General features: G+C 63.4%; 22 protein-coding genes. 8 read left to right on the top strand and 14 right to left on the bottom strand.

Features of this window, described 5'->3' with window-relative positions; translation table 11 throughout:
- Positions 1-6: 6 nt before the first annotated feature.
- The 5 genes from K6N12_RS21130 to K6N12_RS21110 all read right to left on the bottom strand — a co-directional run bounded on the left by K6N12_RS21130 (position 7) and on the right by K6N12_RS21110 (position 6,547).
- Complete coding sequence (locus K6N12_RS21130; protein ID WP_097627875.1) at positions 7-1,587, bottom strand: cytochrome ubiquinol oxidase subunit I; 1,581 nt, start codon at positions 1,585-1,587, stop codon at positions 7-9.
- A gap of 74 nt (positions 1,588-1,661) precedes the next feature.
- Complete coding sequence (locus K6N12_RS21125; RefSeq protein ID WP_131711319.1) at positions 1,662-3,350, bottom strand: amino acid ABC transporter ATP-binding/permease protein; 1,689 nt, start codon at positions 3,348-3,350, stop codon at positions 1,662-1,664.
- On the bottom strand, positions 3,347-5,077 hold the full coding sequence (gene cydD / locus K6N12_RS21120) for a thiol reductant ABC exporter subunit CydD (protein WP_097627877.1): 1,731 nt from the start codon (positions 5,075-5,077) through the stop codon (positions 3,347-3,349). The genes K6N12_RS21125 and cydD overlap by 4 nt, the downstream gene beginning before the upstream one ends.
- Positions 5,078-5,081: 4 nt before the next feature.
- Complete coding sequence (locus K6N12_RS21115) at positions 5,082-5,660, bottom strand: GbsR/MarR family transcriptional regulator (protein ID WP_097627878.1); 579 nt, start codon at positions 5,658-5,660, stop codon at positions 5,082-5,084.
- Between the two features lie 287 nt (positions 5,661-5,947).
- Positions 5,948-6,547 (bottom strand): HupE/UreJ family protein, encoded by a 600-nt coding sequence (locus tag K6N12_RS21110; protein WP_097627963.1) that lies wholly within the window; start codon positions 6,545-6,547, stop codon positions 5,948-5,950.
- A 269-nt stretch (positions 6,548-6,816) separates the two neighbouring features.
- On the opposite strand from K6N12_RS21110, the gene K6N12_RS21105 reads away from it, so the two are divergent.
- Positions 6,817-7,848, top strand: coding sequence for a hydroxyacid dehydrogenase (locus K6N12_RS21105; RefSeq protein WP_097627879.1), 1,032 nt, complete (start codon positions 6,817-6,819; stop codon positions 7,846-7,848).
- A gap of 20 nt (positions 7,849-7,868) precedes the next feature.
- On the opposite strand, the gene K6N12_RS21100 is transcribed toward K6N12_RS21105, so the two are convergent.
- Entirely contained in the window at positions 7,869-8,876 is a 1,008-nt protein-coding gene (locus K6N12_RS21100) for a Tim44 domain-containing protein (protein WP_097627880.1), read from the bottom strand.
- 83 nt (positions 8,877-8,959) lie between these two features.
- Complete coding sequence (locus K6N12_RS21095) at positions 8,960-9,418, bottom strand: YbaK/EbsC family protein (protein WP_054184262.1); 459 nt, start codon at positions 9,416-9,418, stop codon at positions 8,960-8,962.
- Between the two features lie 344 nt (positions 9,419-9,762).
- Between K6N12_RS21095 and K6N12_RS21090 the strand changes: the two genes are divergently transcribed.
- The 7 genes from K6N12_RS21090 to K6N12_RS21060 are packed head-to-tail and all read left to right on the top strand — an operon-like array spanning position 9,763 to position 16,946.
- Positions 9,763-11,109, top strand: a complete 1,347-nt coding sequence (locus tag K6N12_RS21090) for an extracellular solute-binding protein (RefSeq protein ID WP_097627881.1) — start codon at positions 9,763-9,765, stop codon at positions 11,107-11,109.
- Positions 11,110-11,168: 59 nt separating this feature from the next.
- A complete protein-coding gene (locus K6N12_RS21085) occupies positions 11,169-12,470 on the top strand; it encodes a carbohydrate ABC transporter permease (RefSeq protein WP_097627882.1) in 1,302 nt (433 codons plus the stop codon).
- Positions 12,471-12,472: 2 nt separating this feature from the next.
- Positions 12,473-13,315 carry a carbohydrate ABC transporter permease gene (locus K6N12_RS21080; protein WP_003595691.1) on the top strand — a complete coding sequence of 281 codons (843 nt, stop codon included), beginning with the start codon at positions 12,473-12,475 and terminating at the stop codon, positions 13,313-13,315.
- Positions 13,315-14,370: an ABC transporter ATP-binding protein gene (locus K6N12_RS21075; protein ID WP_097627883.1), complete on the top strand. Its 1,056-nt coding sequence runs from the start codon at positions 13,315-13,317 to the stop codon at positions 14,368-14,370. Before K6N12_RS21080 ends, K6N12_RS21075 begins: the two co-directional genes overlap by 1 nt.
- On the top strand, positions 14,370-15,149 hold the full coding sequence (locus K6N12_RS21070) for a glycerophosphodiester phosphodiesterase (protein ID WP_097627884.1): 780 nt from the start codon (positions 14,370-14,372) through the stop codon (positions 15,147-15,149). Before K6N12_RS21075 ends, K6N12_RS21070 begins: the two co-directional genes overlap by 1 nt.
- Positions 15,133-16,137: a LacI family DNA-binding transcriptional regulator gene (locus K6N12_RS21065; RefSeq protein WP_097627885.1), complete on the top strand. Its 1,005-nt coding sequence runs from the start codon at positions 15,133-15,135 to the stop codon at positions 16,135-16,137. The genes K6N12_RS21070 and K6N12_RS21065 overlap by 17 nt, the downstream gene beginning before the upstream one ends.
- The gene (locus K6N12_RS21060; protein WP_097627886.1) at positions 16,137-16,946 is read left to right on the top strand and encodes an inositol monophosphatase family protein; all 810 of its coding nucleotides are present in this window, start codon (positions 16,137-16,139) and stop codon (positions 16,944-16,946) included. Before K6N12_RS21065 ends, K6N12_RS21060 begins: the two co-directional genes overlap by 1 nt.
- Before the next feature lie 74 nt (positions 16,947-17,020).
- Here K6N12_RS21060 and K6N12_RS21055 read toward each other — a convergent pair whose 3' ends face one another.
- From K6N12_RS21055 to K6N12_RS21025, 7 genes are all read right to left on the bottom strand, one after another.
- Entirely contained in the window at positions 17,021-18,679 is a 1,659-nt protein-coding gene (locus K6N12_RS21055; protein ID WP_097627964.1) for a tetratricopeptide repeat-containing diguanylate cyclase, read from the bottom strand.
- 128 nt (positions 18,680-18,807) lie between these two features.
- Entirely contained in the window at positions 18,808-19,671 is an 864-nt protein-coding gene (locus tag K6N12_RS21050; protein ID WP_179867144.1) for a glycerophosphodiester phosphodiesterase, read from the bottom strand.
- 71 nt (positions 19,672-19,742) lie between these two features.
- Positions 19,743-20,837: an aminotransferase class V-fold PLP-dependent enzyme gene (locus K6N12_RS21045; protein ID WP_097627888.1), complete on the bottom strand. Its 1,095-nt coding sequence runs from the start codon at positions 20,835-20,837 to the stop codon at positions 19,743-19,745.
- A gap of 11 nt (positions 20,838-20,848) precedes the next feature.
- On the bottom strand, positions 20,849-21,628 hold the full coding sequence (locus K6N12_RS21040; RefSeq protein WP_097627889.1) for an ABC transporter ATP-binding protein: 780 nt from the start codon (positions 21,626-21,628) through the stop codon (positions 20,849-20,851).
- Positions 21,625-22,419, bottom strand: coding sequence for an ABC transporter ATP-binding protein (locus K6N12_RS21035; protein ID WP_097627890.1), 795 nt, complete (start codon positions 22,417-22,419; stop codon positions 21,625-21,627). Before K6N12_RS21035 ends, K6N12_RS21040 begins: the two co-directional genes overlap by 4 nt.
- Positions 22,416-23,249 carry an ABC transporter permease gene (locus K6N12_RS21030; RefSeq protein WP_097627891.1) on the bottom strand — a complete coding sequence of 278 codons (834 nt, stop codon included), beginning with the start codon at positions 23,247-23,249 and terminating at the stop codon, positions 22,416-22,418. Before K6N12_RS21030 ends, K6N12_RS21035 begins: the two co-directional genes overlap by 4 nt.
- Positions 23,246-24,235, bottom strand: coding sequence for an ABC transporter permease (locus K6N12_RS21025; protein WP_097627892.1), 990 nt, complete (start codon positions 24,233-24,235; stop codon positions 23,246-23,248). Before K6N12_RS21025 ends, K6N12_RS21030 begins: the two co-directional genes overlap by 4 nt.
- Positions 24,236-24,245 lie beyond the last annotated feature (10 nt).

Genomic DNA, 24,245 nt, shown 5'->3' with positions numbered 1-24,245 from the left:
GGCAGGTCACTCCGCGGCCGAGACGAGGGTTTCGGAAATCAGAACCGCTTCCGGCTCGTCGTCCGGCTCCGGTCCTTGCTTGATTGCCTTGATCATCAGGCCCATCTCGATGACGATCAGCGTCGTGTAGAGTGCCGCAAATCCGATGATGGTCAGAAGCACGGTGCCGGCGCCAAGGCTGGAGACGGCGGCGGCCGTCGGCAACACGCCTTCGATCACCCAGGGCTGGCGGCCGAACTCGGCGACGACCCAGCCGAGTTCAATGGCAACCCAGGGCAGGGGGATCGCCAGCACGGCAATCTTCAGAAGCAACGGATATTTGTCGAGATGGCGGCGCGCCGACAGCCAGAAGAAGGTGGCGGTCAGCAGGATGAAGAAGATACCGAGGCCGACCATGATGCGGAAGGACCAGAAGAGCGTCGGCACGTGCGGGATGGTATCGCGCGCGGCCTGAACGATCTGCTCGTCGGTCGCCTGGCGAGGATCGTCGACGTAGCGTTTCAGAAGAAGAGCATAACCAAGATCATGGCCGAGATCCTCGAAGGAGCTGCGCACTTCCAGCGCAACCTGATCCTGCGCCGGTGCCGAACGGATCTGCATCAACGCGTCGTAAGCCTTGATGCCATCGCGGATGCGGGTTTCGGCCTGCTGTTCGAGCTTGTCGATGCCGGGGATTTCGGTGGTCAGCGACCGCGTGCCGATCAGGCCCATGACCCAGGGAATGTGCACGGCAAAATGCGTTTCGCGGGCTACCTGGTCGGGGAAGCCGAAGGCGGTGAAGGCGGCCGGCGCCGGTTCCGTCTTCCACATGCCCTCGATTGCCGCGAGCTTCATCTTCTGGTTCTCGGTCGCGAGATAACCGCTCTCATCGCCAAGGACGACGACCGAAAGCGCCGAAGCGAGGCCGAAGGAGGCGGCGACCGTCATCGAACGCTTGGCAAGCTCGATATGCCGGCCCTTGATTATATACCAGGCCGAGACGCCGAGCACGAAGATCGAAGCGCAGACGTAACCTGCCGATACCGTATGGACGAATTTCGCCTGGGCCACCGGGTTGAAGACCACATCGAAGAAGCTTGTGATCTCCATGCGCATCGTTTGCGGATTGAGCGCCGATCCCACCGGGTTCTGCATCCAGCCATTGGCAATCAGGATCCACAGCGCCGAGAAGTTCGAGCCCAGCGCCACCGCCCAGGTGGCGACGAGATGGCCGACCTTCGACAGCTTGTCCCAGCCGAAGAAGAACAGGCCGACAAAGGTCGCCTCGAGGAAGAATGCCATCAAGCCCTCGATCGCCAGCGGCGCACCGAAGATGTCGCCGACATAATAGCTGTAATAGCTCCAGTTCATGCCGAACTGGAATTCCATGACGATGCCGGTGGCGACGCCGATCACGAAATTGATGCCGAAGAGCGTGCCCCAGAATTTCGTCATCTGCCGCCAGATCTGGCGGCCGGTCATCACATAAACCGTTTCCATGATCGCCAGGAGCACGGACAGGCCGAGCGTCAGCGGTACGAACAGAAAGTGGTAAAGCGCCGTCAGCGCGAATTGGAAGCGCGAAAGTGCTACGATATCTAGTTCCATTGTCTTTCTCCCACGGTCCCACGGGGCCGGAGCGTTCCTCAAGCGCCGGATGGCGTGAGGGCATGCGGTTTCGCTCAATCCGGCCGAAGCCGGTCGAGTGCCTTTTCGAACGCCGCCTCTCCACGGCGCGAAACCTCTGTGATGCGGCCGCCTTCGATGACGGCGATGCGGTCTGCGATGGCAGCCTCGCGGCGGATATGGGTGGCGATGACCAATGAGCGGCCGGCCGCCATTGCCGACAGGCGGCCAAGCACATCGCGGGCGGTGGCGCCATCGAGGCCCTCTGTGGGTTCATCTAGCAGCCAGAGCGGCGTGTCCCGCAGGAAGAGCCGGGCAAGCGCCACCCGGCGCGACTGGCCGCCGGAAAGACCGAGCCCGCCTTCACCGAGCGGCGTATCGATCCCACGCGGCATGGCCTCGATATCGGCAAGCAGACCGGCAGCGGCGAGCGCGTCTCGAAGGCGGGCCTCGCTCGCATCCGGGTTGGCCAGAGCGAGATTGCCGCGCAGGCTGTCCTCGAAGAGTTCCGTCCGCTGTGTCAGCAAGGTCGCTCTTGTCGCCGCAACACGCCCCGCGCTCGCCGGCAATTCGCCGGAAAGCAGGGCGAGCAGGCTCGACTTGCCGGCGCCGCTGCCGCCGACCACGGCCAGCCGCTCGCCTGGCCGGAGCATCAGGTCGATGGTTTGGAGTGCCGGCACGGCGGAATTTTCATGGAAGGCGGAGACATCCTTCAGCGATAAAGCATATCCCGGCAACGCCGCCGCCAATGGCTCGGGTGCCCGCGCGACGGCAAGCCGCGGCGCGACCCGCTTTGCCGCAAGCAGCGTCCGCCCAAGTTCCAGGGCGCCGCGGCGCAGTGCCGCGAACGGTTCGGTCGCCGCGAAGGCAACCAGCAGGCCAAGCGCTGCCACGGGAGCGGTAATCGCCTTCGTCTCCGCAAGAGCGGCGACGGCAAGCAGCGATGCCGTCAACAGCAGGGTGGAGACCAGGCCGAAGCCAAAGGTCAGGCCGGTCTCGACGCGGTTCAACCGATCGTCGGCGCCGGCGGTGTAGTGGTCTGCCGCAGCGATGGCCTGCCTTTGCGCCGCAAGCCGTCCGGCCATCAGCAGGTCGGTCTGGCCGGCGACGAGATCGATCGTCCGCGACCGCAGCGCCTCGATGCCATGGGTGCGCCGGCGTGCATATTTGCGCGCCGCCCGGGCGGCGATCAAGGGCAGACCGAGGCCGGCACCAATGAGAAAGAGACCGGAGAACAGGCCGAACAGGGGATGCATAAACCCCAGCACCAGGCTTGCCGCGAAGGTAGCGCCGAGCGCTACCGCCCCCGGCACGAGGATCCTGAGATAGAGGCTGTCGAGCGCATCGATGTCGGCCGTCAGACGGAAGAGCAGCCGTGCCGGACGATGCAGAAGCATGCGCGCCGCGCCCGGTTCGGCGAAGCCGCGAAACAGTCTTTCGCGCAAGGCTGCGAGCACGCCGAGCGTCGCATCATGGGTCGCAAGCCTTTCCCCGTAACGCGCCGCGGTTCGGACGATGGCGAGCAGGCGGATGCCGGCCGAGGGCGCAAAGACATCGAAGGTGATGGCTGCGGCGGAAAGGGCGGCAAGCGAGGTGGCGGTGATGAACCAGCCGGACAGGCCCAGCAGGGCGATGCCCGCCGTCACCGTCGCCGCCGAAAGTGCGGCGCCGAGCAGCAGAGCGCGCCGGCGCTCAGCCAAAAACAGACGCAGGATCGGCTTGAGGTCTGCAGCAAATGTGCTCATTCGGCGGCCTCCCTGATCATGATGTCGGCGTCGATGCGGATGCTGCGCTGCATGCGCGCGGCCAGCCGCGGATCGTGGGTGGCAACGATCAACGTCCGCCCCCTCGCGAGCGAAAGCAGGCTCTCGGTCACTTCGGCGGCGGTGGCGGCATCGAGATGCGCGGTCGGCTCGTCGGCGAGGATGATCCTCAGATGCGGATTACAGGCCGCTCGCGCGATCGCCAGCCGCAACGCCTCGCCGCCGGAAAGCCCGATACCGCCTTCGCCGAGGGACCGGCCGCCATAGGCCTCGGCCGCCTTTCCGAGTCTCGCGGCATCCAGTGCGTCGGTCACATCGCCGCGCAGCACGCCGGGTCTGCCAAGCGCGATATTCCCCGTTATGGTGCCGGCAAAAATATGCGGCTTCTGACCGATCCACGCCATACCGTCCCGCAGGTTGGCGGCAGTCTCATCCGCGAGCTCGACGCCGCCGATGACGATGCGGCCGCCGGTGCAGGGTGCCAGCCCCGCCATCAGCGACAGAAGCGTCGATTTGCCGGAGCCGCTGGCACCGAGAAACGCCAGATGTTCCCCGGCAGCGATATCGAGGTTGAAACCGTCATAGATCAGCGGTTCGTCGGAGCCATAGCGAAAAGCGAGATTTTCAAGGCGGATGGCCGGCGCCTCCGTACCGGCAGCTGTCGCGGCTTCGGCCGACCCTCGGATGGGCAGGCCACCGGCGGCAAGGGCATCCAGCGCTTTCAGCGCCGCTTCGCCGGCCGCCCGGTCGTGCCAGACGGCCGAAAGCTCGCGCAATGGCTCGAAGAAGGCCGGCGCCAGCAGCAGGATGAACAATCCCTCAGTCAGGTCGAGTCGGCCTGCCCAGGTGCCGAAGCGGATTTCGCCAAGCAGGCTGAAACCGACATAGACGGCAATCATAGCCACGCCGAGTGCGGCGAAAAGCTCGAGCACGGCCGAGGAGAGAAAGGCGATCTTCAGCACCGCCATGGTTCGCAGCCGCAGCGATTCCGCCTCGCGGCGCAGTCTGAGCGCGGTGGCATCCACCGCGCCGAGCGCCCGGATCGTCGCCAGTCCGCGCAGCCGATCGAGCAGGAAGCCATTGAGGCCACCGGTCGCAACAAGTTGTTTTTCGCTGGCTGCCTGGGCGCGCCAGCCGATCAGGGCCATGAAGATCGGGATCAGCGGCGCAGCGAACAGCAAAACCAGCGCGGCGATCCAGGAAACCGGAAGGACGAAGGCAAGGATGACGAGCAGCACGAGGCTCGCCTTCATCCGCGCCGGCTGGAAACGGGCGAGATAGGGCACGATCAGTTCGGCCTGCTCGCCGATGACGCTTGCGGCTTTGCCGGACGCCGGCCGGCCGCGATCGATCGGCGACGACAGGGAAAGGGCGGCGACGGCGGCCTGCCGCCTGCGGCTGAGCTCGGCGCGCGCCACATGAAAGGCCAGGCGGCCGCCAGCCGCGTCGAGACAGCTTCTTGCCAATCCGAGGAGGAGGATGCCGAAGGCCGGCCAAAGCACGTCGTGCAATCCGCCGCCATCGGCAATGCGGCCGACCGAGATGGCGAGCAAGCCGGCCTGTGGGATCCAGATGGCGGCGGCTAGCGCCTGCAGTATCGCCGCCCTGCGCAGTCCAACAATCGCCGCGTCACTGCGAGGCGAAACGGCATCGCCGTCCAGCGACCGCGTTTCTTGTTTGTCTGTCGCGTCGAAGAAAGCATTGCCCATGGCGCTAACTCTTGCTCGCAGGATTCGGCCGGCGGCTGCGGCCGAGCGAAACGACCCGGTCCTTGGCCTCCAGAAGCTTTGTCACTTTCGCGCCCAACGAGAGTAGCGTTGCGAGCCTTTCGGTTTCAAGTTGTTTTACGTCTTCATACCAATGGGTCAGTTGCTCGATCAACGTGTGCATTTCGCTCATGCGCTGCTGCGCATGGCGTTCGGCCTCGCTGGCGGGGCGCTGCATCAGGATTTCGCGCAGAACCGACAGCGTCGGATCGACTTCACGCTTCTTTCGTTCCTCGGCAAGCGTCCGCAAGATCAGCCAGACATCATCCGGCGTCGTGAAGAAATCGCGGCGATCGTCCGGCTTGTGTTTGAGAAGGACAAGGTTCCAGGCCTGCAATTCTCGCAGGCTCATCGACACGTTGGAGCGGGAGATGCCGAGCGACTCGGCGATCTCCTCGGCGCAGAGCGGCGCCGGCGAGACGAAGAGCAGAGCGTAGATCTGGCCAACCGTGCGGTTGATTCCCCAGCGCGATCCCATTTCGCCGAAATGGAGGACGAAGGACTGGACGAGAGGCGGAAGGTTCATCGTTGTTTCCGTTGTGTCTGTGATTTCATAAATTTCTGAAATCACTATACTGACTTTCGCGCCTCGCCGACAATCGGCAAGGCGGCCCTGCGTCAATTTGGATGTCCGTTCGTTGATCGTGGGTCGGATATAGCCCGCCGCAGCATGGCTGGATTTGATTTGGATCAAGTCCGCCGCACTTTGCCGCGATGACGCAGAAAGGCCCGGTTATGGGTTACCGGGCGTTCTGATCGGAATGCGATGATAGATAGGATACCGCTTTCGCAGGCGGCTCAGATATTGTCGGCTCAAATCAAGTCGGCCAGGATACCGACGCCTGCAATGGCGGCAACACTGCCAGCCGCGCGCGTTACGAAGGCGCCCTGACGTTCACCGGCGCGGCCGATGATATAGCCGAGGGCGAGGCCGGCGGCATGCAGCAGCGCGGTCGCGACCATGAAACCAGCGGCATAGGCGGCGCCGCTCGCATCTTCCGGCATTTCGGCGCCGTGCGCATGACCATGAAAGACGGCGAAGAGGCCGATGACGCCGAGCGCTGCGGCAAGCGGCGCCTTGACATCAAGGGCAATGACGGCGCCGAGAACGACGACGGAAAGCGCAATGCCGGTCTCAACGAAGGGAAGATCAGTCCCGGCAACGCCGAGAGCGCCGCCGAGCGCCATGACCAGAACGAAGGTCGCCGGCACGAGCCAGGTGGCGCGACCGCCGAGCTGAAATGCGAAAACGCCGACCATCACCATCGCGAGGATATGATCGACGCCGGACATCGGATGGGCAAAACCATGGCTGAAGCCCGCAGCCTCGCCGGTCGCGGGATGGGCGTAGGCTACGGCTGGAAGCGCGGTGGCAGCCAAAGCAAGCAGGCCGCTCTTGAGTGCTGATTTCATGCTCATCCCTCGTAAGTTTTCGAATATCCTGCGGCCGTCGAAGACCGCCGCGATTTCAAGCTGCGCGGATCACGCTAATTCAAGGAGCCCGTTCCGTCAACGTAAATGCCATAAAATAGCAAGGCAATTCAATTGCTTATCTGATAGGCAAATGCCGTTTTCGATAGCTTCTTCCATTGCTCCAAGATCCGCCTGGAAACCTCCCGGCACAGGGGCTATCAATCATCCGGCGGAGCCAGCGCAAATCGCCCGCAATGGAGGAGACGCCCATGACGAACAACGAGCGGCCGCTGGCGATCAGCGCGCCCGAACCGCGCACGCTCGATCTGATCTTCAGCGATCAGGCGCGCGCCGAGCTGCATGCGAAATACGATATCGTCGAGGCCGACCCCGACAATATCGCCGGCCTCGGCGACCAAATCCTCGGCAAGACCCGTTACATTATCGGCCAGCCACCGCTTTCGAGGGAAACGCTCGCGAGAATGCCGGCCCTGCGCTCGATCCTTAACGTCGAGAGCAATCTTCTCAATAATATGCCTTATGAGGTGCTTTTTGAGCGCGGCATTCATGTCGTGACGACAGGCCAGGTCTTTGCCGAGCCGGTCGCCGAAATCGGTCTCGGCTTCGCACTGGCCTTGGCGCGCGGCATCGTCGATGCGGATGTCGCGTTCTGCCAGGGAGACGAACTCTGGGGCGGGGAGGGCAATGCGGATGCGCGGCTGATCGCCGGCTCCGAGATCGGCATTGTCGGCTTCGGCGATCTCGGCAAGGCGCTGCGCCGGCTGCTCTCCGGCTTCAGGGCCCGCATTAGGGTGTTCGATCCCTGGCTGCCCCGCTCGATCCTCGAGGAAAACGGCGTCGAACCCGCAAGCCTGGAGGAGGTGCTGACGAAGAGCGATTTTGTCTTCGTCGTCGCGGCCGTCACCAGTGAAAACAAGGGATTCCTCGGCGCCGATGCCTTCGCCGGCATGCGCAGGGGCGCCGCCTTCATCCTGCTCAGCCGCGCCGACGTCGTCGATTTCGAAGCGCTGATGGCAGCCGTCTCGTCCGGTCATATTGTCGCGGCAAGCGACGTCTACCCGGAAGAGCCGCTGCCGCCCGACCACCCGGTGCGGAGCCTGAAAGGCTTCATCCGCTCGGCGCATCGGGCCGGCGCGCTCGACAGCGCCTTCAAGAAGATGGGCGACATGGTGCTCGAGGACATGGACCTGATGGATCGCGGCCTGCCGCCGATGCGCTGCAAGCGGGCGGAACGCGAAACGGTTTCGCGCATGCGTTCCAAGCCTGTCGCAGTGAATTAAGCCGGCAGACGCGCGCCGCCTCAGGCGGCGCGCTGCTCGCTTCCCTGGATCGCGGCGAGCTTCCAGTCGGCGCCGGGCTTGCGCACGAAGGTCCAGACCTCGATGCTTTCGCTCGGGCGGCGATCGTCGCCGGAAACGACGCGACCGCTGTCGCGTTCGACCATGGCATCGATCGAGGAGTAGCGCATGGCAAGCGTCGCATACTCCTGGCCGTCTTCGCGCCAGGCCTCGGCAATGTCGCCCTGCAGCAGCTTGACGTCGGAGACTCGGTTGCGCACGCCGTTGGTGGCGTTTTCGCCGAGTTCCTCGGCAAGATAAGACATCGCCTCAGGCGTCGTCAGCCGGCGCAACGCGGCGTAATCTTCGGCACCGTAAGCGGTCTGAATGCTGGTCAGCAATTCCTCGAACTGATCGAGATCGGCCTGCGCCAGCCCAATCTCGTCGCTCGGCCGGTGGCCGCGTGAGGACGCCCCTGAACCGGCACCCGAACCGATCGCCGGGATATGGAAGGACGAATTGTTGGCGGGCGACATGTTGTAGGACCGGCTGAAGGAGCCGCTCTGGCCGCCGGCGCCGTAGGAGGGCTGGCGGCGATTGGCGAAATAACGCATGGCGAGCATGACGGCGCCGCCGATCAGCGCGATCTGCAGCAGCATGCCGAGAAAGCCGAAGCCGCCGCCGAAACCGTGACCGAGCAGCATGCCGAGGAGGCCGCCGGCAATCAGGCCGCCGATCATCGAACGGCCGAAGCCGCCGAAGAGACCGGGGCGCTGGGCGCCGAAGGACTGCTGCGCGGTCGCTGGTGCCGTGGTCTGCGGGCGCGGCGTCATCGACCGTTCGATCGGCGCGGCGGGGCCGGGCGCCGTGCTGGTGACAGGCGGAGCCTGGAAGGTGCGGGTACCGCGGCTTCCGAAACCGCTGCTGCCGGCCCGGCGCGCTTCTGCATCGTCAAGGGAAGCAAAAACGGTAGCGCCCGTCAGAGCGGCAATTGCCGCGAACTTGGCAAAACGCGAAATGGCACTCGGCATTCCTGATCTCCTGTCATGCGCAGTCACGGCATGTCGGGAAAGAATATAGGTACTCTTTCCGCCGTTTGAAGTTCTTTTGCCGCTTACTGGCAGACATCGACCCAACTGGCGCCGGTCAGCTCGGCCAGCCGTCCGGTTTCGATGCGCACGGCCGAATTCGTCGAGCCGGCCGCCGGCACGACTTCATCGAAGCGTTTCAGCGAGATATCGCAATAGATGGGTAGCGGCGAGGGCAGGCCGAACGGGCAGACGCCGCCGACCGGATGGCTGGTGACCGCCACGACCTCCTCGGCGTCGAGCATGCGCCCCTTGGCGCCGAACGTGTCCTTGAACTTGCGATTGTCAAGCCTTGCCGTGCCGCCGGCAACGACCAGCATCATCTGCTCGCCGACACGCAGACAGATCGTCTTGGCGATCTGGGCCGGCTCGACGCCATGGGCCTCGGCAGCAAGCGCCACCGTCGAGGAGCTCTCGGCGGTTTCGATGATGTCGATATCGGGTGCGTGCGCACGCAGGAAAGCGCGGACAGATTCAAGGCTCATGGCGACATGCTAGCGCATCGGCCCAAAAATCGGAACCGCTTTTCGGAAGGGACGCGAGGATCGAAAGCGTGGAAGCCTGCTTTGCGCGTCTCGAAAGACATGCAGGTCCGCAGGAGGGCAAGCACGATTTGAAGCGTAAAATGCACTCCCGAAAACCGCCGCTTGCAAGTCTTAAAGACATCGTCATAATAATTTTGCACACGTGCTCAATTTTGTCATTCGGCCGTTACAACAAACCCCTAGAGCGGACATCGTCACGTTTTCGTGGGGTTTCGGAGCGGCCATCATCAGCAGTGCTGACCCGCCAAGAGGCTTCACACTGCTCTTCTAGGGAGACGAAGAAGATGACCATTTTGCCGACACTGAAATCCCTCACCATTGCTGCCACCATCCTGGCCTCGAGCTCTGCAATTGCGCTTGCCAAGGACGTTCACATCAGCGTCTGGGCCGGCGGCACCGGCCCGAACGACGTCTATCGTCTCGACGCCATCGAAATCGCAGCCCAGCAGCTGCAGCGCGAAGCCGCCCTCAAGGGCGAAGACCTGAAAATTACCGTCGAGAAGAAGCCCTATTCCGCCTGGGAAGACTTCAAGCAGGCGCTGACCCTTGCCGCCGAAGCCAAGACCGCCCCGAATATCGTCGTCAGCGGCCATGAAGACATCGCACCCTGGTCGCAGGCCGGACTGATCGTCCCGATCGAGGATTACGTCGATCTCGACTCATGGCCGCTCAGCGACATCTATGAAAACCTGTTGAAGATCGCATCCTACAACGGCACCGTCTACGGCATTCCGCAGGATGCCGAATCCCGCCCGATGTTCTTCTGGAAGCCTTACATGAAGGCGATCGGTTACAGCGATGCCGATCTGGACGCGCTGCCGCAGAGCGTCCAGGACGGCAAGTACACCATGAAGAACCTGCTCGAAGACGCCAAGAAGATGCAGGACAAGGGCCTCGTCCAGCCCGGATACGGTTTCTATCCGCGCACCAGCAACGGCCCCGACTACTGGCAGTTCTACACCTCGTTCGGCGGCACGATGGAAGAAGACGGCAAGCTCGTTTTCGACAAGGCGGCGATGACCCGCACCTATCAGTTCTTCGCAGACGCCGTTAAATCAGGTGTCACCAAGAAGAACCATATCGGTATGCCAGGCGACCAGTGGTGGAAGGAAGTCGCCACCGGCAAGGCCGGCATCTGGGACGGCGGCACCTGGCACTATGCCCGTCTTGTCAACCAGGAAGGCCTGAAGGACTTCTTCGGCAACGTGATCTTCACGCTGATCCCCGCCGGCGAAGGCGGCAAGGCCAACACGCTGACCCATCCGCTTGTCTACCTCTTGACCGCAGGTCACGACCAGGAAGACACCGAGATCGCCGCCCAACTGGTCAAGATCGCCTCCGAGCCGCGCACCAATGCGCTGCATGCGGTCAAATCAGCCCATCTCGGCATCTCCAAATCGGAATCCACCGTCGAATTCTACTCGGCCGACCGCTGGACCCGCGAAGCCACCGAGCGCCTGCTGCCGCATGCCAATGCGATGCCGAACAACTCCGATTTCGGCAAATATTGGAACATCATGTGGAAGAACCTCGAAGCATCGTGGACCGGCGCCAAGACCGTAGACGCTGCGGTCGGTGACGCAGAGAGCGAGCTGAAGAGCACGCTCGGCGACAAGATCGTCATTCGCTGAAACACGCCTCCGGGTGGCGGCAAACCCGCCGCCCGGTCGGTTCCGCGAGGAGGCCTCCCATGAAATCGTCCAGAACGCTCGGACTGATCATGATCACCCCTGCGGCGATCATGATCGTGCTGTTCTTCCTGATGCCGGTGGTTCTGACGGCGGTCTTTTCGATGACCAACATGACGACGGCGACCGGCATTTCCGGCGGCGTCTACCAGATCGCGCCGAACTCCCTGATCGCGCTGAAATCGGCGATGCCCGAGATCGCCACCGAGATGGCCGAACCGCGCTACACCATCGACGAGGCGGGCCTCACGGCCGTCGAGGGTCTCGGGCTTGCGCCGGGGATTGCCGCGGAATTGCGCGCCAAACATGCAGGCGAGGTCTTCCCGGCACGCCGCGATGTCGAGCGGATGATCAAGGATCTTGCCGAGCGGCCTTCGACACGTGAGGTCAAGCAGATCTCCGAACAGTTCAACCGCTCCGTCCTCAACACCCGCTTCGACAGCAAGGAGCAGCTGTTTTCGGCGCTGGACAGTCTGGGGTTCAGGCTGACGCCGGAACAGAAGGAAACCGTCGCCAAGACCACCTATACCGGCTGGACCTGGACGACAGACAATTTCGCACGCATGGCCAGGTCGCCCGATATGGCGCGTGTGCTTTTCAACACCGTGCTCTATGTCGCGCTGGTGCTGACGCTCTTCAACGTCGGTTATGCCCTGCTGCTCGCGATCTGGACGCATTACATGCCGCCGACGCCCGCCTCGATCTTTCGCGGCATCTGGCTCCTGCCGCGCATCACGCCCGTGGTCATCTACGTACTGCTGTGGAAGTGGCTTGCCTGGGACAGCGGCTTCATCTCTGTCCTGATGGGCAAGTTCGGCTACCCCCCGAAGAACTACCTGCTCGATACCGCCTATAATGCCTGGTTCTTCGTCGTGCTGATCAACGGCTTCATCGGCGCTTCGATGGGCATGCTGGTGTTCTCCTCGGCGATGAAGGCCATTCCGAAGAGCCAGTTCTACGCAAGCGAGGTGGACGGCGCTTCGCGCTGGCAGCAGATCCGCTATATCATCCTGCCGCAAATGCGCTGGCCGATCCTCTTCGTCACCTGCTACCAGACGCTGTCGCTGCTCGCCTCCTTCAATGAAATCCTGCTCGCCACCAATGGCGGCCCGGGCAACGCCACCGAGGTCTGGGCGCTCTCCGCCTATCACACCGCGCTCAGGAATTATGCCGGCAACCTCGAATACGGGTTGGGCGCGGCCATGGCGCTGGTGCTCGTCGTCATCGGCGTGATGCTGTCGCTCCTTTATCTGCGCGTCTTCAACTACGGCACGCTCGTCGCCAAGCCCCTGATCGAGGACTGACCATGGCCGAACGCTCGCAGCCCTCGGCAAATTATCGCAGCTGGCCCGTCATCACGGCGCTGACGATCGTCAGCCTGCCGCTGCTCCTGATGTATGTTTATCTCTTCCTCGACACCGTGACGGTGAAACAACCGGATGCGTTGCTGCCCTCCGGTTTGACGATCAATCACTGGCGCTTCCTGTGGCAGACGACGGCAGGCAAGGCAAATATCTGGCACGTGACGCTGAATACGCTGCTGTTTTCGGCCTGCACCACCAGCCTGGTGCTCATCGTCTCGTCGATGGCCGGTTACGTGCTGTCGCGGCTGAACGTGCCGGCGCGCGGCTTCTTCCTCGCCGGCGTCATGGTGCTGCACGCCTTCCCGTCGGTGACGCTGATCATCGCCATCTTCATCGTCCTGCAGATGATCGGCCTCTATAATTCGCTGATCGGCGTCATTCTGGTGAAGGCGGCGATCGACCTGCCGCTCGGCATCTGGCTGATGAAGGGTTTTTACGATACGGTGCCCTGGGAAATCGAAATGGCCGGCGTCGTCGACGGCGCCTCGCGTTTCCGCGTCTGGCGCAGCCTCGTGCTGCCGCAGGTCAAGCCCGGCATCATGGCGCTCGGCCTGTTCTCTTTCCTCGCCGGCTGGGGCGAGTTCATCCTGCCGCAGGTGCTGGCGCCGGGCAATCAGGTGCAGGTGCTGTCGGTCTATCTCGCGGGCTTCCTCGCCGACGACAACAATTACGATTTCAATATGTTCAAGGCGGTCGGCCTCTTCTACCTCATCCCGGTGCTGATTGCTTACGCACTCTTCAACAAATATCTCATGAACATCTACGGCGGCGGGAGCAAAGGCTGATGCGCATCCTCCTCGACAATTTCTCGAAGAGCTTCGGCTCCACCAAGGTCATCGAAAACATGCAGCTCGAAGTCGGCGACGGCGAGATGCTGGCGCTGCTCGGCCCTTCCGGCTGCGGCAAATCGACGACGCTTTTTGCGGTCTGCGGCATTCACCGGCCGACCAGCGGGCGCATCCTCTTCGGCGACCGCGACGTCACCGACCTGCCGAGCCAGGCCCGCAATGTCGGCGTCGTCTTCCAGTCCTATGCGCTCTACCCGCACATGACGGTTGCCGAAAACATCGGTTTTCCCCTGAAGGTGAAGGGCGTGCCTGCCGCCGACATCCGCAAGGAGGTCGAGCGCATTTCCGAGCTTGTTCATATCAGCAACCTCATGGAGCGCCGTCCGGCGCAGCTTTCTGGCGGCCAGCAGCAGCGCGTGGCACTGGCGCGCGCGCTGATCCGCAAGCCCGACGTGCTGCTGCTCGACGAACCGCTCGCCAATCTCGACGCCAAGCTGCGCCTCGAAATGCGCTCGGAAATCCGCCGGCTGCAGCGTGAGACCGGAATCACCGCCATCCTCGTCACCCATGACCAGGTGGAAGCGATGAGCATGTGCGACCGCATCGCCATCATGAAGGAAGGCGAGATCGTCCAGATCGCCACGCCGGCCGAAATGTACAATGATCCGAAGACCGCCTTCGTCGCCGGCTTCCTCGGCAACCCTCCCATCACCTTCCTGCGCGGCATCGTCGACAAAGGCGTCTTCGTCATCCCGGAAAGCGAAATCCGCGTGCCGCTGCCGGGATCCATCGGCGCCGCCGAGGGCACCAAGCTGATGCTTGGCGTCCGGCCGGAGCATTTCACGCCTTCAGGCGATACACCGGTGTGCGGCAAGGTCACCTTCGCCGAAACGCAAGGGCGCGAAAACCTTTACGATGTACGTCTTGCCGGCGGTCCGCTGCTGCGCTCGATCCAGCCGGTGCGCAACGATATTCACGTCGGCGACGATGTCCGTTGGGCGATCGACAGCCGTGGCGTCTTCGTCTTCGACGAAAATGGCAGGAGGCTCTGATGAGGCGCGATTTCCAGGCATTTTTCGAGCGTAACGGCTGGCCGTCGGCCAAGGGCCGGCTGCCCTTCTGCATTGGCCATCGCGGCGCAAGCGGCCATGAGCGCGAGAACACGATCGCCGCTTTCCGCCGCGCTGCCGAACTCGGCGCCGAGATGTGGGAACTCGATACGCAGCTGACCCGCGACGGCGTGGTCGTCGTCTCGCATGACGACTATCTCGAGCGCGTCTTCGGCATCGACCGCCGCATTTCGGAAATGACGGCCGCCGAGCTCGCCGCCCTCGACGGCGTCGATGTCCCGAGTTTTTCGGAGGTCGCCGCCCTCGGCCGCGAGACCGGCACCGGTCTCTATGTCGAGCTCAAGGCGCCCGGAACCGGCCTGCTCTGCTGGCGCCATCTTGCCGAGATGAACCAGCGATTTGCCTGCCTCGGCTCCTTCGACACGGCGCAGGTGCGGGAACTCCGCAACGCCGGCTGCGACTTCCCGCTTTCGGTGCTGATCCGCGTCGGCCATGATCCGCATGCACTAGGTGACGAGGCCGGCGCCGATATCCTCCATCTCTGCTGGGAAAGGGCAGGCGAGCGGCCGCAGGATCTGGTGACCGAGGCACTGATGCACCGCGCCTTCGAGGCCGGCCGCGAGATCGTGCTCTGGCACGAGGAACGGCGGAGTATTCTCGACGACATCATGAAGCTTCCGGTTCTCGGCATCTGCACGGATTTGCCCGATCTGATGCGGCCGTCGGCAGAGAGGGAAAAAGCAGTTGGCAGACAGGGATAAGGGACCGCGCAAGGTAACCTCCTTCGACGTGGCGCGTGTGGCCGGTGTTTCGCGCGCCGCCGTGTCGCGCGCCTTCACGCCGGATGCCAGCGTCTCGCCGAAAACGCGTGAGAAGGTCTTCCAAGCCGCCAAGGATCTCGGCTATCGGGTAAACTATCTTGCCAGAAGCCTCACCAACAAACGTTCCGATCTCGTCGGCGTCGTTGCCGCCGGCCTCGACAACCCGTTCCGGACGCTGCAGATCGAGAACCTGGCGAGAGTGCTGATCGCCCGCAATTTCCGCCCCATCCTGCTGCCGACCTCTCAGGAGGCGGATACCTCGACAGTCATCGGCCAGCTGCTGCATTACGCCGTCTCCGGCGTCATCGTCACCTCCGACGCACCGCCGACCGAAATCTGCGAACAATGTGCTGCCGAAGGCGTGCCGATCGTGCTGATCAACAAAGGCAACGATATCCCCTTCGTCGACCGCATCATCTCCGACGATCGCATGGCCGGCTATCTCGCCGCCGCCCATCTGATCGACAGCGGCGCGCGAAAGCTCGCCGTCATGGCCGCACCCGCAATATCCTATACGGCGCGGCGGCGGAGCGAAGCCTTCATCGCGCGGTGCAAGCAGCTTGGCGTCGATGCGCAGCTGCTGCAGGTCAGGATCAACGACTACAAGAGCGGCTATGATGCGGCCGGCGAGCTTGCCGCATCCGGCATCGACGGCTTGTTCTGTGCCAACGACTACATGGCCTGCGGCGTTGTCGACCGGGTCATGCAGGGCCGCAGCCGCGACGATGCGCCGCCGCTCGCCATCATCGGCCATGACGACATCCCCCAGGCGAGCTGGACCGCCTACGACCTCACGACCATCCGCCAACCCTGCGATCTCCAGGCCGAACAAACGGTCGATCTGCTGATGAGCCGGATGGCTGAACCGGACCTGACGGCGCGCGTCGAATTCACGCCGATAACGCTGATAAGAAGAAGGACTGCCTGATGAATCCCGCATTCGATGCCGCCGCCATCCGTGAACGGGCGGAGGTCGCCGTCACAGCCGCCCTCGAGGCCGGACGGGAAGCGGCCCGGTTTCGGCGCGACTCCAATCCCGGCACGCTGACCGTCGAGAACAAGGGATTGCAGGATTTCGTCACCATCGCCGACAGGAACGCCGAACAGGCGCTCCGTGACGGGCTGCTTTCACGCTTTCCGGGCGATATGTTCATGGGCGAGGAAAGCGGCGGGCGATCGGGCGAGGGCGGCACATGGGTCGTCGATCCGATCGACGGCACGACCAACTATATCAGGGGCTTCCGGCATTGGGCCGTCTCGATCGCCTTCGTCGCCGCCGGCAAGGTCGAGATCGGCGTCGTCTACGACGCCACCGAGGACAAGGTCTTTCACGCCGTCCGCGGCGGCGGCGCCTTCAAGGACGGGGTTCCGGTCCATGCGGCGGCGACCGCCGATCCAGCCAATGCGCTTGTCATTCTCGGCCATTCCCGGAAGACGAGCTTCGACGACCATCTCGCGCTCTCGCGGCGGCTCCACGAACGCGGCATGGATTATCGCCGCATGGGCGCGGCCGCGATCGACCTCGTTCGTGTCGCCGAGGGTGCTGCCGATCTCTATTACGAACGCCACCTCAATGCCTGGGACATGCTCGCCGGCGCGCTGATCGCCGAAGAGGCCGGCGCTGTGGTGGCGATGCCGCCGGTCGATAGGCTGCTTGCGCAGGGCGGACCCGTCATCGCCTACTCGCCGGGGCTTGCCGGCGAATTCGCGTTCATTCTCGACATCGAGGGGCTATAGATACACCTCTCCCCAGACGCGATCCGCCCGATTTGTGAGACTGCAAACTTCGCCCGAAAGTTACGGAACGCCCGTTACGCAACAACGCGATTGCGGCCGCTCTTTTTCGCCGCATAAAGATTCTGATCTGCGATCGCCAAAATCTCGTTCGGAGAATTGGTGGATAGAGTACTACCGGCGACACCGATGCTGATCGTCACATGCAGCCCGTTGCAGACCTCGGACCAGTCCCACCGCTCAATGGTCGAACGCAACTTCTCGCAGATATCGGTAGCGCCTCGGGGAGTGCCGGCGAGCAAGACGACGAATTCCTCGCCGCCAAAGCGAATTGCCTGATCGGTAATGCGCAGCTGGCCGCGCAGTATAGTTCCAATGGCACTCAGGACCCGGTCGCCGATCATGTGAGAGAAGTTATCGTTGATCGACTTGAAGTGATCGACATCCAGCATCGCGATCGAATATGGACGTTTCTCAGATGTCAGCGCTTTAAAGCGGCTGTCGAGATATTTGCGATTATAGAGCCCGGTCAGTGCGTCCAGATAGACGGCATTGGCAAGGATATCGGTTTGCTCCTGCAATTTCTGATAGGAGGCCTCCAGCGTTTCTGCGCGCTTCGACTCCGTTTCGGCAACTTCCTTGAACCGTTTGGTTTCATAGTAGATTTCGGCGAGACGTGCGCGCCGCTGGGTACTCTCGGCGCTATTGCGCAAATAGGCCTGGTGGTATTTCTTATGGGCCTCCAGCGCCTGATCGAACTGCCCCAGCCCCTCATAGGCCTGCGACAGATAAAGATAGATCTGCACATAGGAATCGAAACTGCCGCCGGCGTCGATCAGCTCCACCGCCTCGAGAAGCGGCGACAGGGCTTCGGTGAATTTTCCGGAATTGTTGTAGATCTGGCCCAAAGTGTAGAGATATTGCTGCCTGTCCCTGACATAGCTGTTCTCTTGAAACAGCCTATAGCGGCCCATGCATCGGAGCGCCTTGTCATGCTCGCCCAGGTGGCTGTAGAACTCGGCTTGGTTGCCGAGACAGAGGCGAGCGGCCCAGCTGTCGCCGATCTCGATTGCGATGTCGAGCGCTTGTTCGGTCAGTTCCAGCGCTCTGACCAGCATCTGGTGTTCTTCCTCCGGCTGGCCGAGCGCCCGCGCGATATACCCGCCTTCCGAATGAGCGCCGCCGAGATTGATGAGCCACCAGCATTCATAGTTCTTATTTCCGATCGATCTGGCGAGCTCGACGGACCTCTCGCTCATTAAGATGGCCCGATCGGGCTGTTTGTTGCACCAGAAGATAATTCCGATGACGTTAGTGGCCAGGCTTTGTGCTTGCGGGTCCGCGGCTTTGTCGGCCAGATCCAAGGCGCGGGTCGCTTCTTCGATTGCTTCCTCCGGCAAGCCCAGTTCCAAGAGCAGCCATCCGAAATAAGCGCGGGCACAGGATTCCTGTTTGCGCTCCCCGGTCGATTTCCAGAAGTCTACCGCCCGGCGGACATGCGTCAGTCCAAGTTCGGCCTTGCCGATCTGAAAACAATACCAAGCAATGTCGGTGTCGCATTGCGCGGCGAGCCGATCGTCGCCCCGCGCTTTGGCATCCGCAAGAATTTCGCCGGCCAGTGTGAGTGCCTCAACCGATCGGCCCGTACACCCAAAATGCCACGCTTCCTGCAAGCTGGAATTTGCTTGTTGCGCAATTGCTTTAGTATCAACAACTTGCATATCGGGCACCAACAGTTGTCTGCTGGTTATGGATAGCATCAGAAGTTTAAAATGATGCAAATTACGCAAAACATGCGACTAAGTGCATGATGCTGAAAAGTGTGATCAGTTTTTGGACGACATCATGCTCCAACGCTCGCCGGTTAAACCGCCATGCGGCGGCGCCAGGCGCGTTCGGTCGCCGGCGCCTCGTCGGTGGTGATCTGATCCGGCTTCAGGGCCGTCAGCGCCGAAAAGCTTTGCCATTCCTCTTCGCTGAAGCCGGCCTCCCGATCCTTCAGGGTGAAAGTCCAGGCATCGACACGTTTGCCTTCGTCCTGGCAAAGCGCGATCATATCCAGCCCCGCATTGGCGGCATCAAGGATCAGCGGCCAGTGCAGATAGATCGTGTCCGGTTCGGACGGGCCGCGCAGGTCAGCGCGCAGTTCCGTCTCGACCGCCTTCCAGCCGTCGGCCATCCTGATATCGTAGAGTTTGTTGGTCGGATCGATGCCGCGCAGGAGATGGGGAAGCTTCTCCTTGACCGCGACGATGAGGTCGAGACTGTCGCCACTGACGATCACCGAGGCGGCGATATCGCGGAAATGCGTGGCCAGATGCGCGACGCCCCTGGCGCCGATCGCTTCGTAGTCGTCCTTCATGTCGAATTGCAGCAATGCGGCTGGATGCGTCGATTGCATCATGGCAGCCAGATCCTCGCTGAGGATCAGCGGCCGGTCGCCCTCTTGCATCTTGATATCGCTGAGGTCACTGACGCTCTTTTCGGCGACCGGTCCATGTCCTGTCGTCTCGCCTTCGAGTTCCCTGTCGTGCAGCACGACGAACCCACCGTCGGCGCGGACGCGCAGATCGAGCTCCATCGAGGCGCCCGCCGCAAAGCCCTCCGCCATTACTTCGGCGGAAAACAGCGGGTCGGAAAACCGCTTGCGCAATCGGTGCCATTTCAGGCGGGTGCGATGCCCCTCATGTGAAATCTCCAGGCCCTGCGCATCCAGCAATTTCGTCATTTGCACCAAGTCTCCGCGATACCACTCTCCTGCCTTGATGAGCCATGATTATCAAGGGCCGAATACCGCTTTCATCGGCTGTAGGCTGCGGATATTGCCTCCGCAGCGGCTGATATATCCGAGGGATGGCCGGTCTGCCTGAGGGCCGCGCCATACGCCACGACGTTCGAGAGCACCGTCTGGAATGCGGCGCGCGGACCAGTGTGGTTCAGCCGCAAGAGACGGGCCGGCCCAGTTCCGACGCCTTCGGTCAGCTCGACTCCCAACTGCCCGGCGGCTGCGATCAGCGCGGCAGGCGCCAGTGCCTCCGGCACCGGTACCGCCGTCACCAGGTTCGACGCCCTTGCTGCCGGCACCCAGGCCGGGGCTCCGAGTGCGGCAAGTCCCGCCCGTGTCGCCGCTGCCGCAAGCACATGACGGGCGACGATATTCCCCATGCCCTCAGCCTCGACGCGGTCGAGCGCCGTTTCCAGTGCGAAGAATTCCAGCGGCGCCGGCGTTCCCGGCAGGCCGCGTCGCCCGCTGTCGACCCAGGTCTTCAGATCGGCCAACGACAAGATCGAATCGCGCGGTGCACCATCTCTGAGAATCAGATCCCAGGCGCTACGGCTGACCGAGAGCGCGGAGACGCCGGCCGGCCCGCCGAGCGCCTTCTGCGGACCGATCACGGCGATGTCGATGCCGAGGTCGCCGACATCGAGCCCGTGGCCACCGACCGAGGCGACGGCGTCGACGACGGTGACGATGCCACGAGCCCGGGCAAGCGCCAGTATCTCGGGCAGCGGATTGAGAATGCCGCTCGCGGATTCCGCGTGCACAAGAGCGAGCATATCGAACTTCGGACCCGTCTGGAGCGCCTTGGCGACTGCTTCGATCTCGATCGGCAGGCCCGGTTCGGCGACGATATCGGCGACCGCCGCGCCACCCCGTCGCAGCCATTGCCCGAACCAGCCGCCATAGGAGCTGGTGATGATGTTCAGTGCTGTGAGGCCCGGGCGCGCAAGGCTGACCGCCGCCGCCTCCAGCGCCACCACCGCCTCGGCCTGCACCAGCAATATATCGTTGCGGCTGCGCAAGATGCCGCCGATCCTGTCGGCAAGGACGGCGTAGCGCTCCGCGGGATAGGAGGGCACGCCATGCAGGGGATTCCAACCAAGATCGGACATGGATACTTCCTTCAGCAGGGATCGGTCACGAGACGGGGGACGGCGGCAACGAGCGCACGGGCAGCCTCGGATTGCGGCGCTGCGACGACCGCCGCGGCCGGACCGGTCTCGACGATCCGCCCGCCATCCATGACGGCGATACGGTGGGAGACGGCCCGGACCACGGCAAGATCGTGCGAAATGAACAGACAGGCAATGCCCTGTTCTTTCTGCAGATCGACCAGGATCTCGAGGATCCTGCCACGCACGGTCACATCGAGCGCCGAGACTGCCTCGTCGAGCACCAGCAACGAGGGCCGTGTCGCAATCGCACGCGCAATCGCCACACGCTGCCGCTGGCCGCCGGAGAGTACCCGCACCGGCCGGGCGGCATGATCTGCGGTAAGGCCGACGCGCTCCAGCAGCTCGACGATCTCGCCCGAGCGCCGGTTTTGTGCGACGCCGTGGATGCGAAGCGGATCGTCGAGCACCGCACCAACGCTCGCCAACGGATTGAAGGCGGCGAGCGAATCCTGAAACACCATCTGCATACGCGCCCGCCGGCGGCGCAACGGCGCGCCATTCAGCGCGAGCCAATCCTCTCCCTCGAAGCGGATCGAACCGGCATCGGCCGAGAGGAGCCGCAGCAGGATGCGCGACAATGTCGATTTTCCGCTGCCGGAAGCGCCGACGAGGCCGAGCGTTTCCCCGGCCGCGATGGTGAGCGACACATTATCGAGAGCGGCAATCCGGCGTCCCGCAGACCAAAAACCTTTCGACAGGTTTTCGATGGAAAGCAGCCTGTCGTTCATGACGGCACCTCCACGATCAGCGGCGGCGTCGCGAGGTCTCGATGGCTGGCGATCAGGGCGGCGGTATAGTCGCTCTTGGGCGCCGAAAGCACCGAACGGACGGGGCCTGCCTCGACCAGCCTCGCATTGCGGAAGACGGCGATGCGGTCGACGAAGCCGGAGGCCAGCGCGATGTCGTGGGTGATGAAGAGCAGCGTCATGCCGTCCTCGCGCACCAGCCCGTCGAGCAGGCGGACGATCTCGGCCTGGACGACAACATCGAGCGCGCTGGTCGCCTCGTCGGCGATCAGCAGCGCAGGTCTAGCGGCAATGGCTGCGGCGATCGCCACGCGCTGGCGCTGGCCGCCGGAGAGCTGATGCGGAAAGGCCCGCATCGCCTTGTCGGGCTGCGGTATCCGTACCCGCTCAAGCAATTCTTCGGCCCTGACATAGGCCTGTTTCCAGCTGAGGCCGAGATGGCGCCTGGCGCCCTCGGCGATCTGCTCGCCGATCGTCAAAACGGGATTGAGGCTGGAGCCCGGATCCTGGAAGACGAAGCCGAAATCGCGGCCTGCGCGGGTCGGATGGCCAAGGCCGGGCCAAAGTATCTCGCCGCGGACTGTCGCTCCCTCCGGCAGCAGACCGGCAATCGCGCGGGCAAGCGTGCTCTTGCCGGAACCGCTTTCGCCGATGATCGCCAGCCTTTCGCCGGCGACGATATCAAGGTCGATATCGTCGAGCGCGGCCGCACCGCTGCTGCCGCGCCCATAGGTGACCGAAAGCTGTCGCAGGCTCAAAAAAATCCCGCTCATGCCGCCCTCACGCCGTCATCGCCAAGCGCCTTGCCGAGACCCTCGCTGAAGAGATGGACGCCGAGCACGGTGACGGCGAGTGCCGCACCCGGTATGACCGAGAGATAGGATGCCGAACGCAGCACGCTGCGGCCCTCGGCGATCATCGAACCCCAGGTGGCGATATTGGGATTGCCGAGGCCGAGGAAGGACAGCGCAGCCTCGGTGAGGATCGCACCGGCGACGATGGTGGCCGAAAGCGCCAGCACTGGCGGCAGCGCGTTGGGTAGGATTTCCCGGAAGGCGATCTCGGCCGGATGCATGCCGATTACCCTTGCCGAGGCGACGTAATCCTGCTCGCGGATCGCCAGCACCTGCGCCCTCGTCAGCCGCGCCGGATCGGCCCAGGTGCCGAGTGCGATGGCAAGGACGACAACCGGCGTCGACACGCCGATGGTGCTGACGAAAGCTAAGGCGAGCAGGAAGGCCGGCACGATCTGGAAGGCGTCGACCACTCGCATCAGCGCCTCATCGATGAGCCCGCCGGCAAAACCGGCAGCCAGGCCGACGCAAAGCCCCAGCACCATGGCCGCAAACGCCGCCGCCATGCCGACGGCCAGCGAGGTTCGCGCGCCATAAAGCAGGCCCGCCAGCAAGTCGCGGCCGAGACGGTCGGTGCCGAGCGGAAAGGCGGGATCGGTGAACGGCGCCAGCAGGGCGCGGCCGGCAATTTTCAGCGGATCGCCCGGCGAAATAACCGGAGCGAGCAGCCCGGCCGAAAGCAGGACGAGAAGGATCACAAATCCTGCAGCACCTTCCGGCGTGCGCAGCAGTCGCCGCAGCCAGCTCATGCGCCGCCCTCCGATGCGCCGATGCGCGGGTCGAGTGCGGCATAGACGAGATCGACGAGGAAATTGACCGAGATGACCAAGACGGCGCTGGTGACGATGATGCCCATCAACAACGGCGCGTCGCGGCCGTTGACCGCCTCCTGCGCCAGCCGCCCGAATCCCGGGATCGCAAAGATGCTCTCGATCACCACGCTGCCGCCGAGCATGGCCGCCGATTGCAGCCCGAGCATGGTGACGAGCGGCAGCAGCGCGTTGCGCGCGACATGGCGCAGCACGATCCGGCTGCGCGACAGACCCTTGGCCCGGGCGAAGAGCACGAATTCAAGCTTCCAGGCCTCGGCCATGCCGCTGCGCATCACCCGCAGGAACAAGGCGAGATAGATCAGGGCGAGCGCGCCGACCGGCAGAACCAGATGATCGGCGATATCGAGCGCGCGCGAAAAACCCGTCTTGCCGGAAGCGATCGTCTCGACGCCGGCGATCGGAAACCAGCGCAGCTTCACCGAAAAGGCGATGCTCAGCACCAGGCCGAGCCAGAAGCTCGGAATGGCATAGACGATCAATGAGCCGATCGACAGCAGCCGCTCACGCAGACCGCCCGGCCGCGCTCCGGCAAGGATGCCGAGCGCTGAGCCGAGGCCGAAGGATAGCGCCGTCGCGCTGCCCATCAGCAGCAGCGTATTGGGCAGGCGTTCGGCAATGAGCGCACCGACCGGCCGGCCGAAGGCGACCGACCAGCCGAGATCGAAGCGTGCGAGCGAGGAAAGATAGAGCCAGAGGCGCGCGAACATCGATTGGTCGAGGCCGTAGCTCTCGCGCAGCGACTGCCTAAGTGCGGCATCGCCGCCGCCGATCGAGCCAAGATAGGCGTCGACGGCATCGCCCGAGGCGGATTCAAGCAGGAAAAAGGTGAAGATCACCACGATCAGCAGCACAGGAATGCTGCTGATCGCCCTGCGCCTCAGGAGGATGATTGCACGTCTCACGCCGGACAGG

The sequence above is a fragment of the Rhizobium redzepovicii genome (assembly GCF_019793435.1).
GTDB classification, from domain to species: Bacteria; Pseudomonadota; Alphaproteobacteria; order Rhizobiales; family Rhizobiaceae; genus Rhizobium; species Rhizobium redzepovicii.
This window is presented reverse-complemented; position numbering and strand designations above follow the sequence as displayed.

Excerpts from the sequence above, each read along its gene's own strand:
- K6N12_RS21045 (WP_097627888.1), bottom strand. The coding sequence starts at position 20,837 with ATGTCCGATCTTGGTTGGAATCCCCTGCATGGCGTGCCCTCCTATCCC.
- cydD (WP_097627877.1), bottom strand. The coding sequence starts at position 5,077 with ATGGGCAATGCTTTCTTCGACGCGACAGACAAACAAGAAACGCGGTCG.
- K6N12_RS21100 (WP_097627880.1), bottom strand. The coding sequence starts at position 8,876 with ATGCCGAGTGCCATTTCGCGTTTTGCCAAGTTCGCGGCAATTGCCGCT.
- K6N12_RS21060 (WP_097627886.1), top strand. The coding sequence starts at position 16,137 with ATGAATCCCGCATTCGATGCCGCCGCCATCCGTGAACGGGCGGAGGTC.
- K6N12_RS21075 (WP_097627883.1), top strand. The coding sequence starts at position 13,315 with ATGCGCATCCTCCTCGACAATTTCTCGAAGAGCTTCGGCTCCACCAAG.
- K6N12_RS21080 (WP_003595691.1), top strand. The coding sequence starts at position 12,473 with ATGGCCGAACGCTCGCAGCCCTCGGCAAATTATCGCAGCTGGCCCGTC.
- K6N12_RS21130 (WP_097627875.1), bottom strand. The coding sequence starts at position 1,587 with ATGGAACTAGATATCGTAGCACTTTCGCGCTTCCAATTCGCGCTGACG.
- K6N12_RS21105 (WP_097627879.1), top strand. The coding sequence starts at position 6,817 with ATGACGAACAACGAGCGGCCGCTGGCGATCAGCGCGCCCGAACCGCGC.
- K6N12_RS21030 (WP_097627891.1), bottom strand. The coding sequence starts at position 23,249 with ATGAGCTGGCTGCGGCGACTGCTGCGCACGCCGGAAGGTGCTGCAGGA.
- K6N12_RS21040 (WP_097627889.1), bottom strand. The coding sequence starts at position 21,628 with ATGAACGACAGGCTGCTTTCCATCGAAAACCTGTCGAAAGGTTTTTGG.
- K6N12_RS21125 (WP_131711319.1), bottom strand. The coding sequence starts at position 3,350 with ATGAGCACATTTGCTGCAGACCTCAAGCCGATCCTGCGTCTGTTTTTG.
- K6N12_RS21115 (WP_097627878.1), bottom strand. The coding sequence starts at position 5,660 with ATGAACCTTCCGCCTCTCGTCCAGTCCTTCGTCCTCCATTTCGGCGAA.
- K6N12_RS21050 (WP_179867144.1), bottom strand. The coding sequence starts at position 19,671 with ATGACGAAATTGCTGGATGCGCAGGGCCTGGAGATTTCACATGAGGGG.
- K6N12_RS21110 (WP_097627963.1), bottom strand. The coding sequence starts at position 6,547 with ATGAAATCAGCACTCAAGAGCGGCCTGCTTGCTTTGGCTGCCACCGCG.
- K6N12_RS21090 (WP_097627881.1), top strand. The coding sequence starts at position 9,763 with ATGACCATTTTGCCGACACTGAAATCCCTCACCATTGCTGCCACCATC.
- K6N12_RS21070 (WP_097627884.1), top strand. The coding sequence starts at position 14,370 with ATGAGGCGCGATTTCCAGGCATTTTTCGAGCGTAACGGCTGGCCGTCG.
- K6N12_RS21035 (WP_097627890.1), bottom strand. The coding sequence starts at position 22,419 with ATGAGCGGGATTTTTTTGAGCCTGCGACAGCTTTCGGTCACCTATGGG.
- K6N12_RS21085 (WP_097627882.1), top strand. The coding sequence starts at position 11,169 with ATGAAATCGTCCAGAACGCTCGGACTGATCATGATCACCCCTGCGGCG.
- K6N12_RS21095 (WP_054184262.1), bottom strand. The coding sequence starts at position 9,418 with ATGAGCCTTGAATCTGTCCGCGCTTTCCTGCGTGCGCACGCACCCGAT.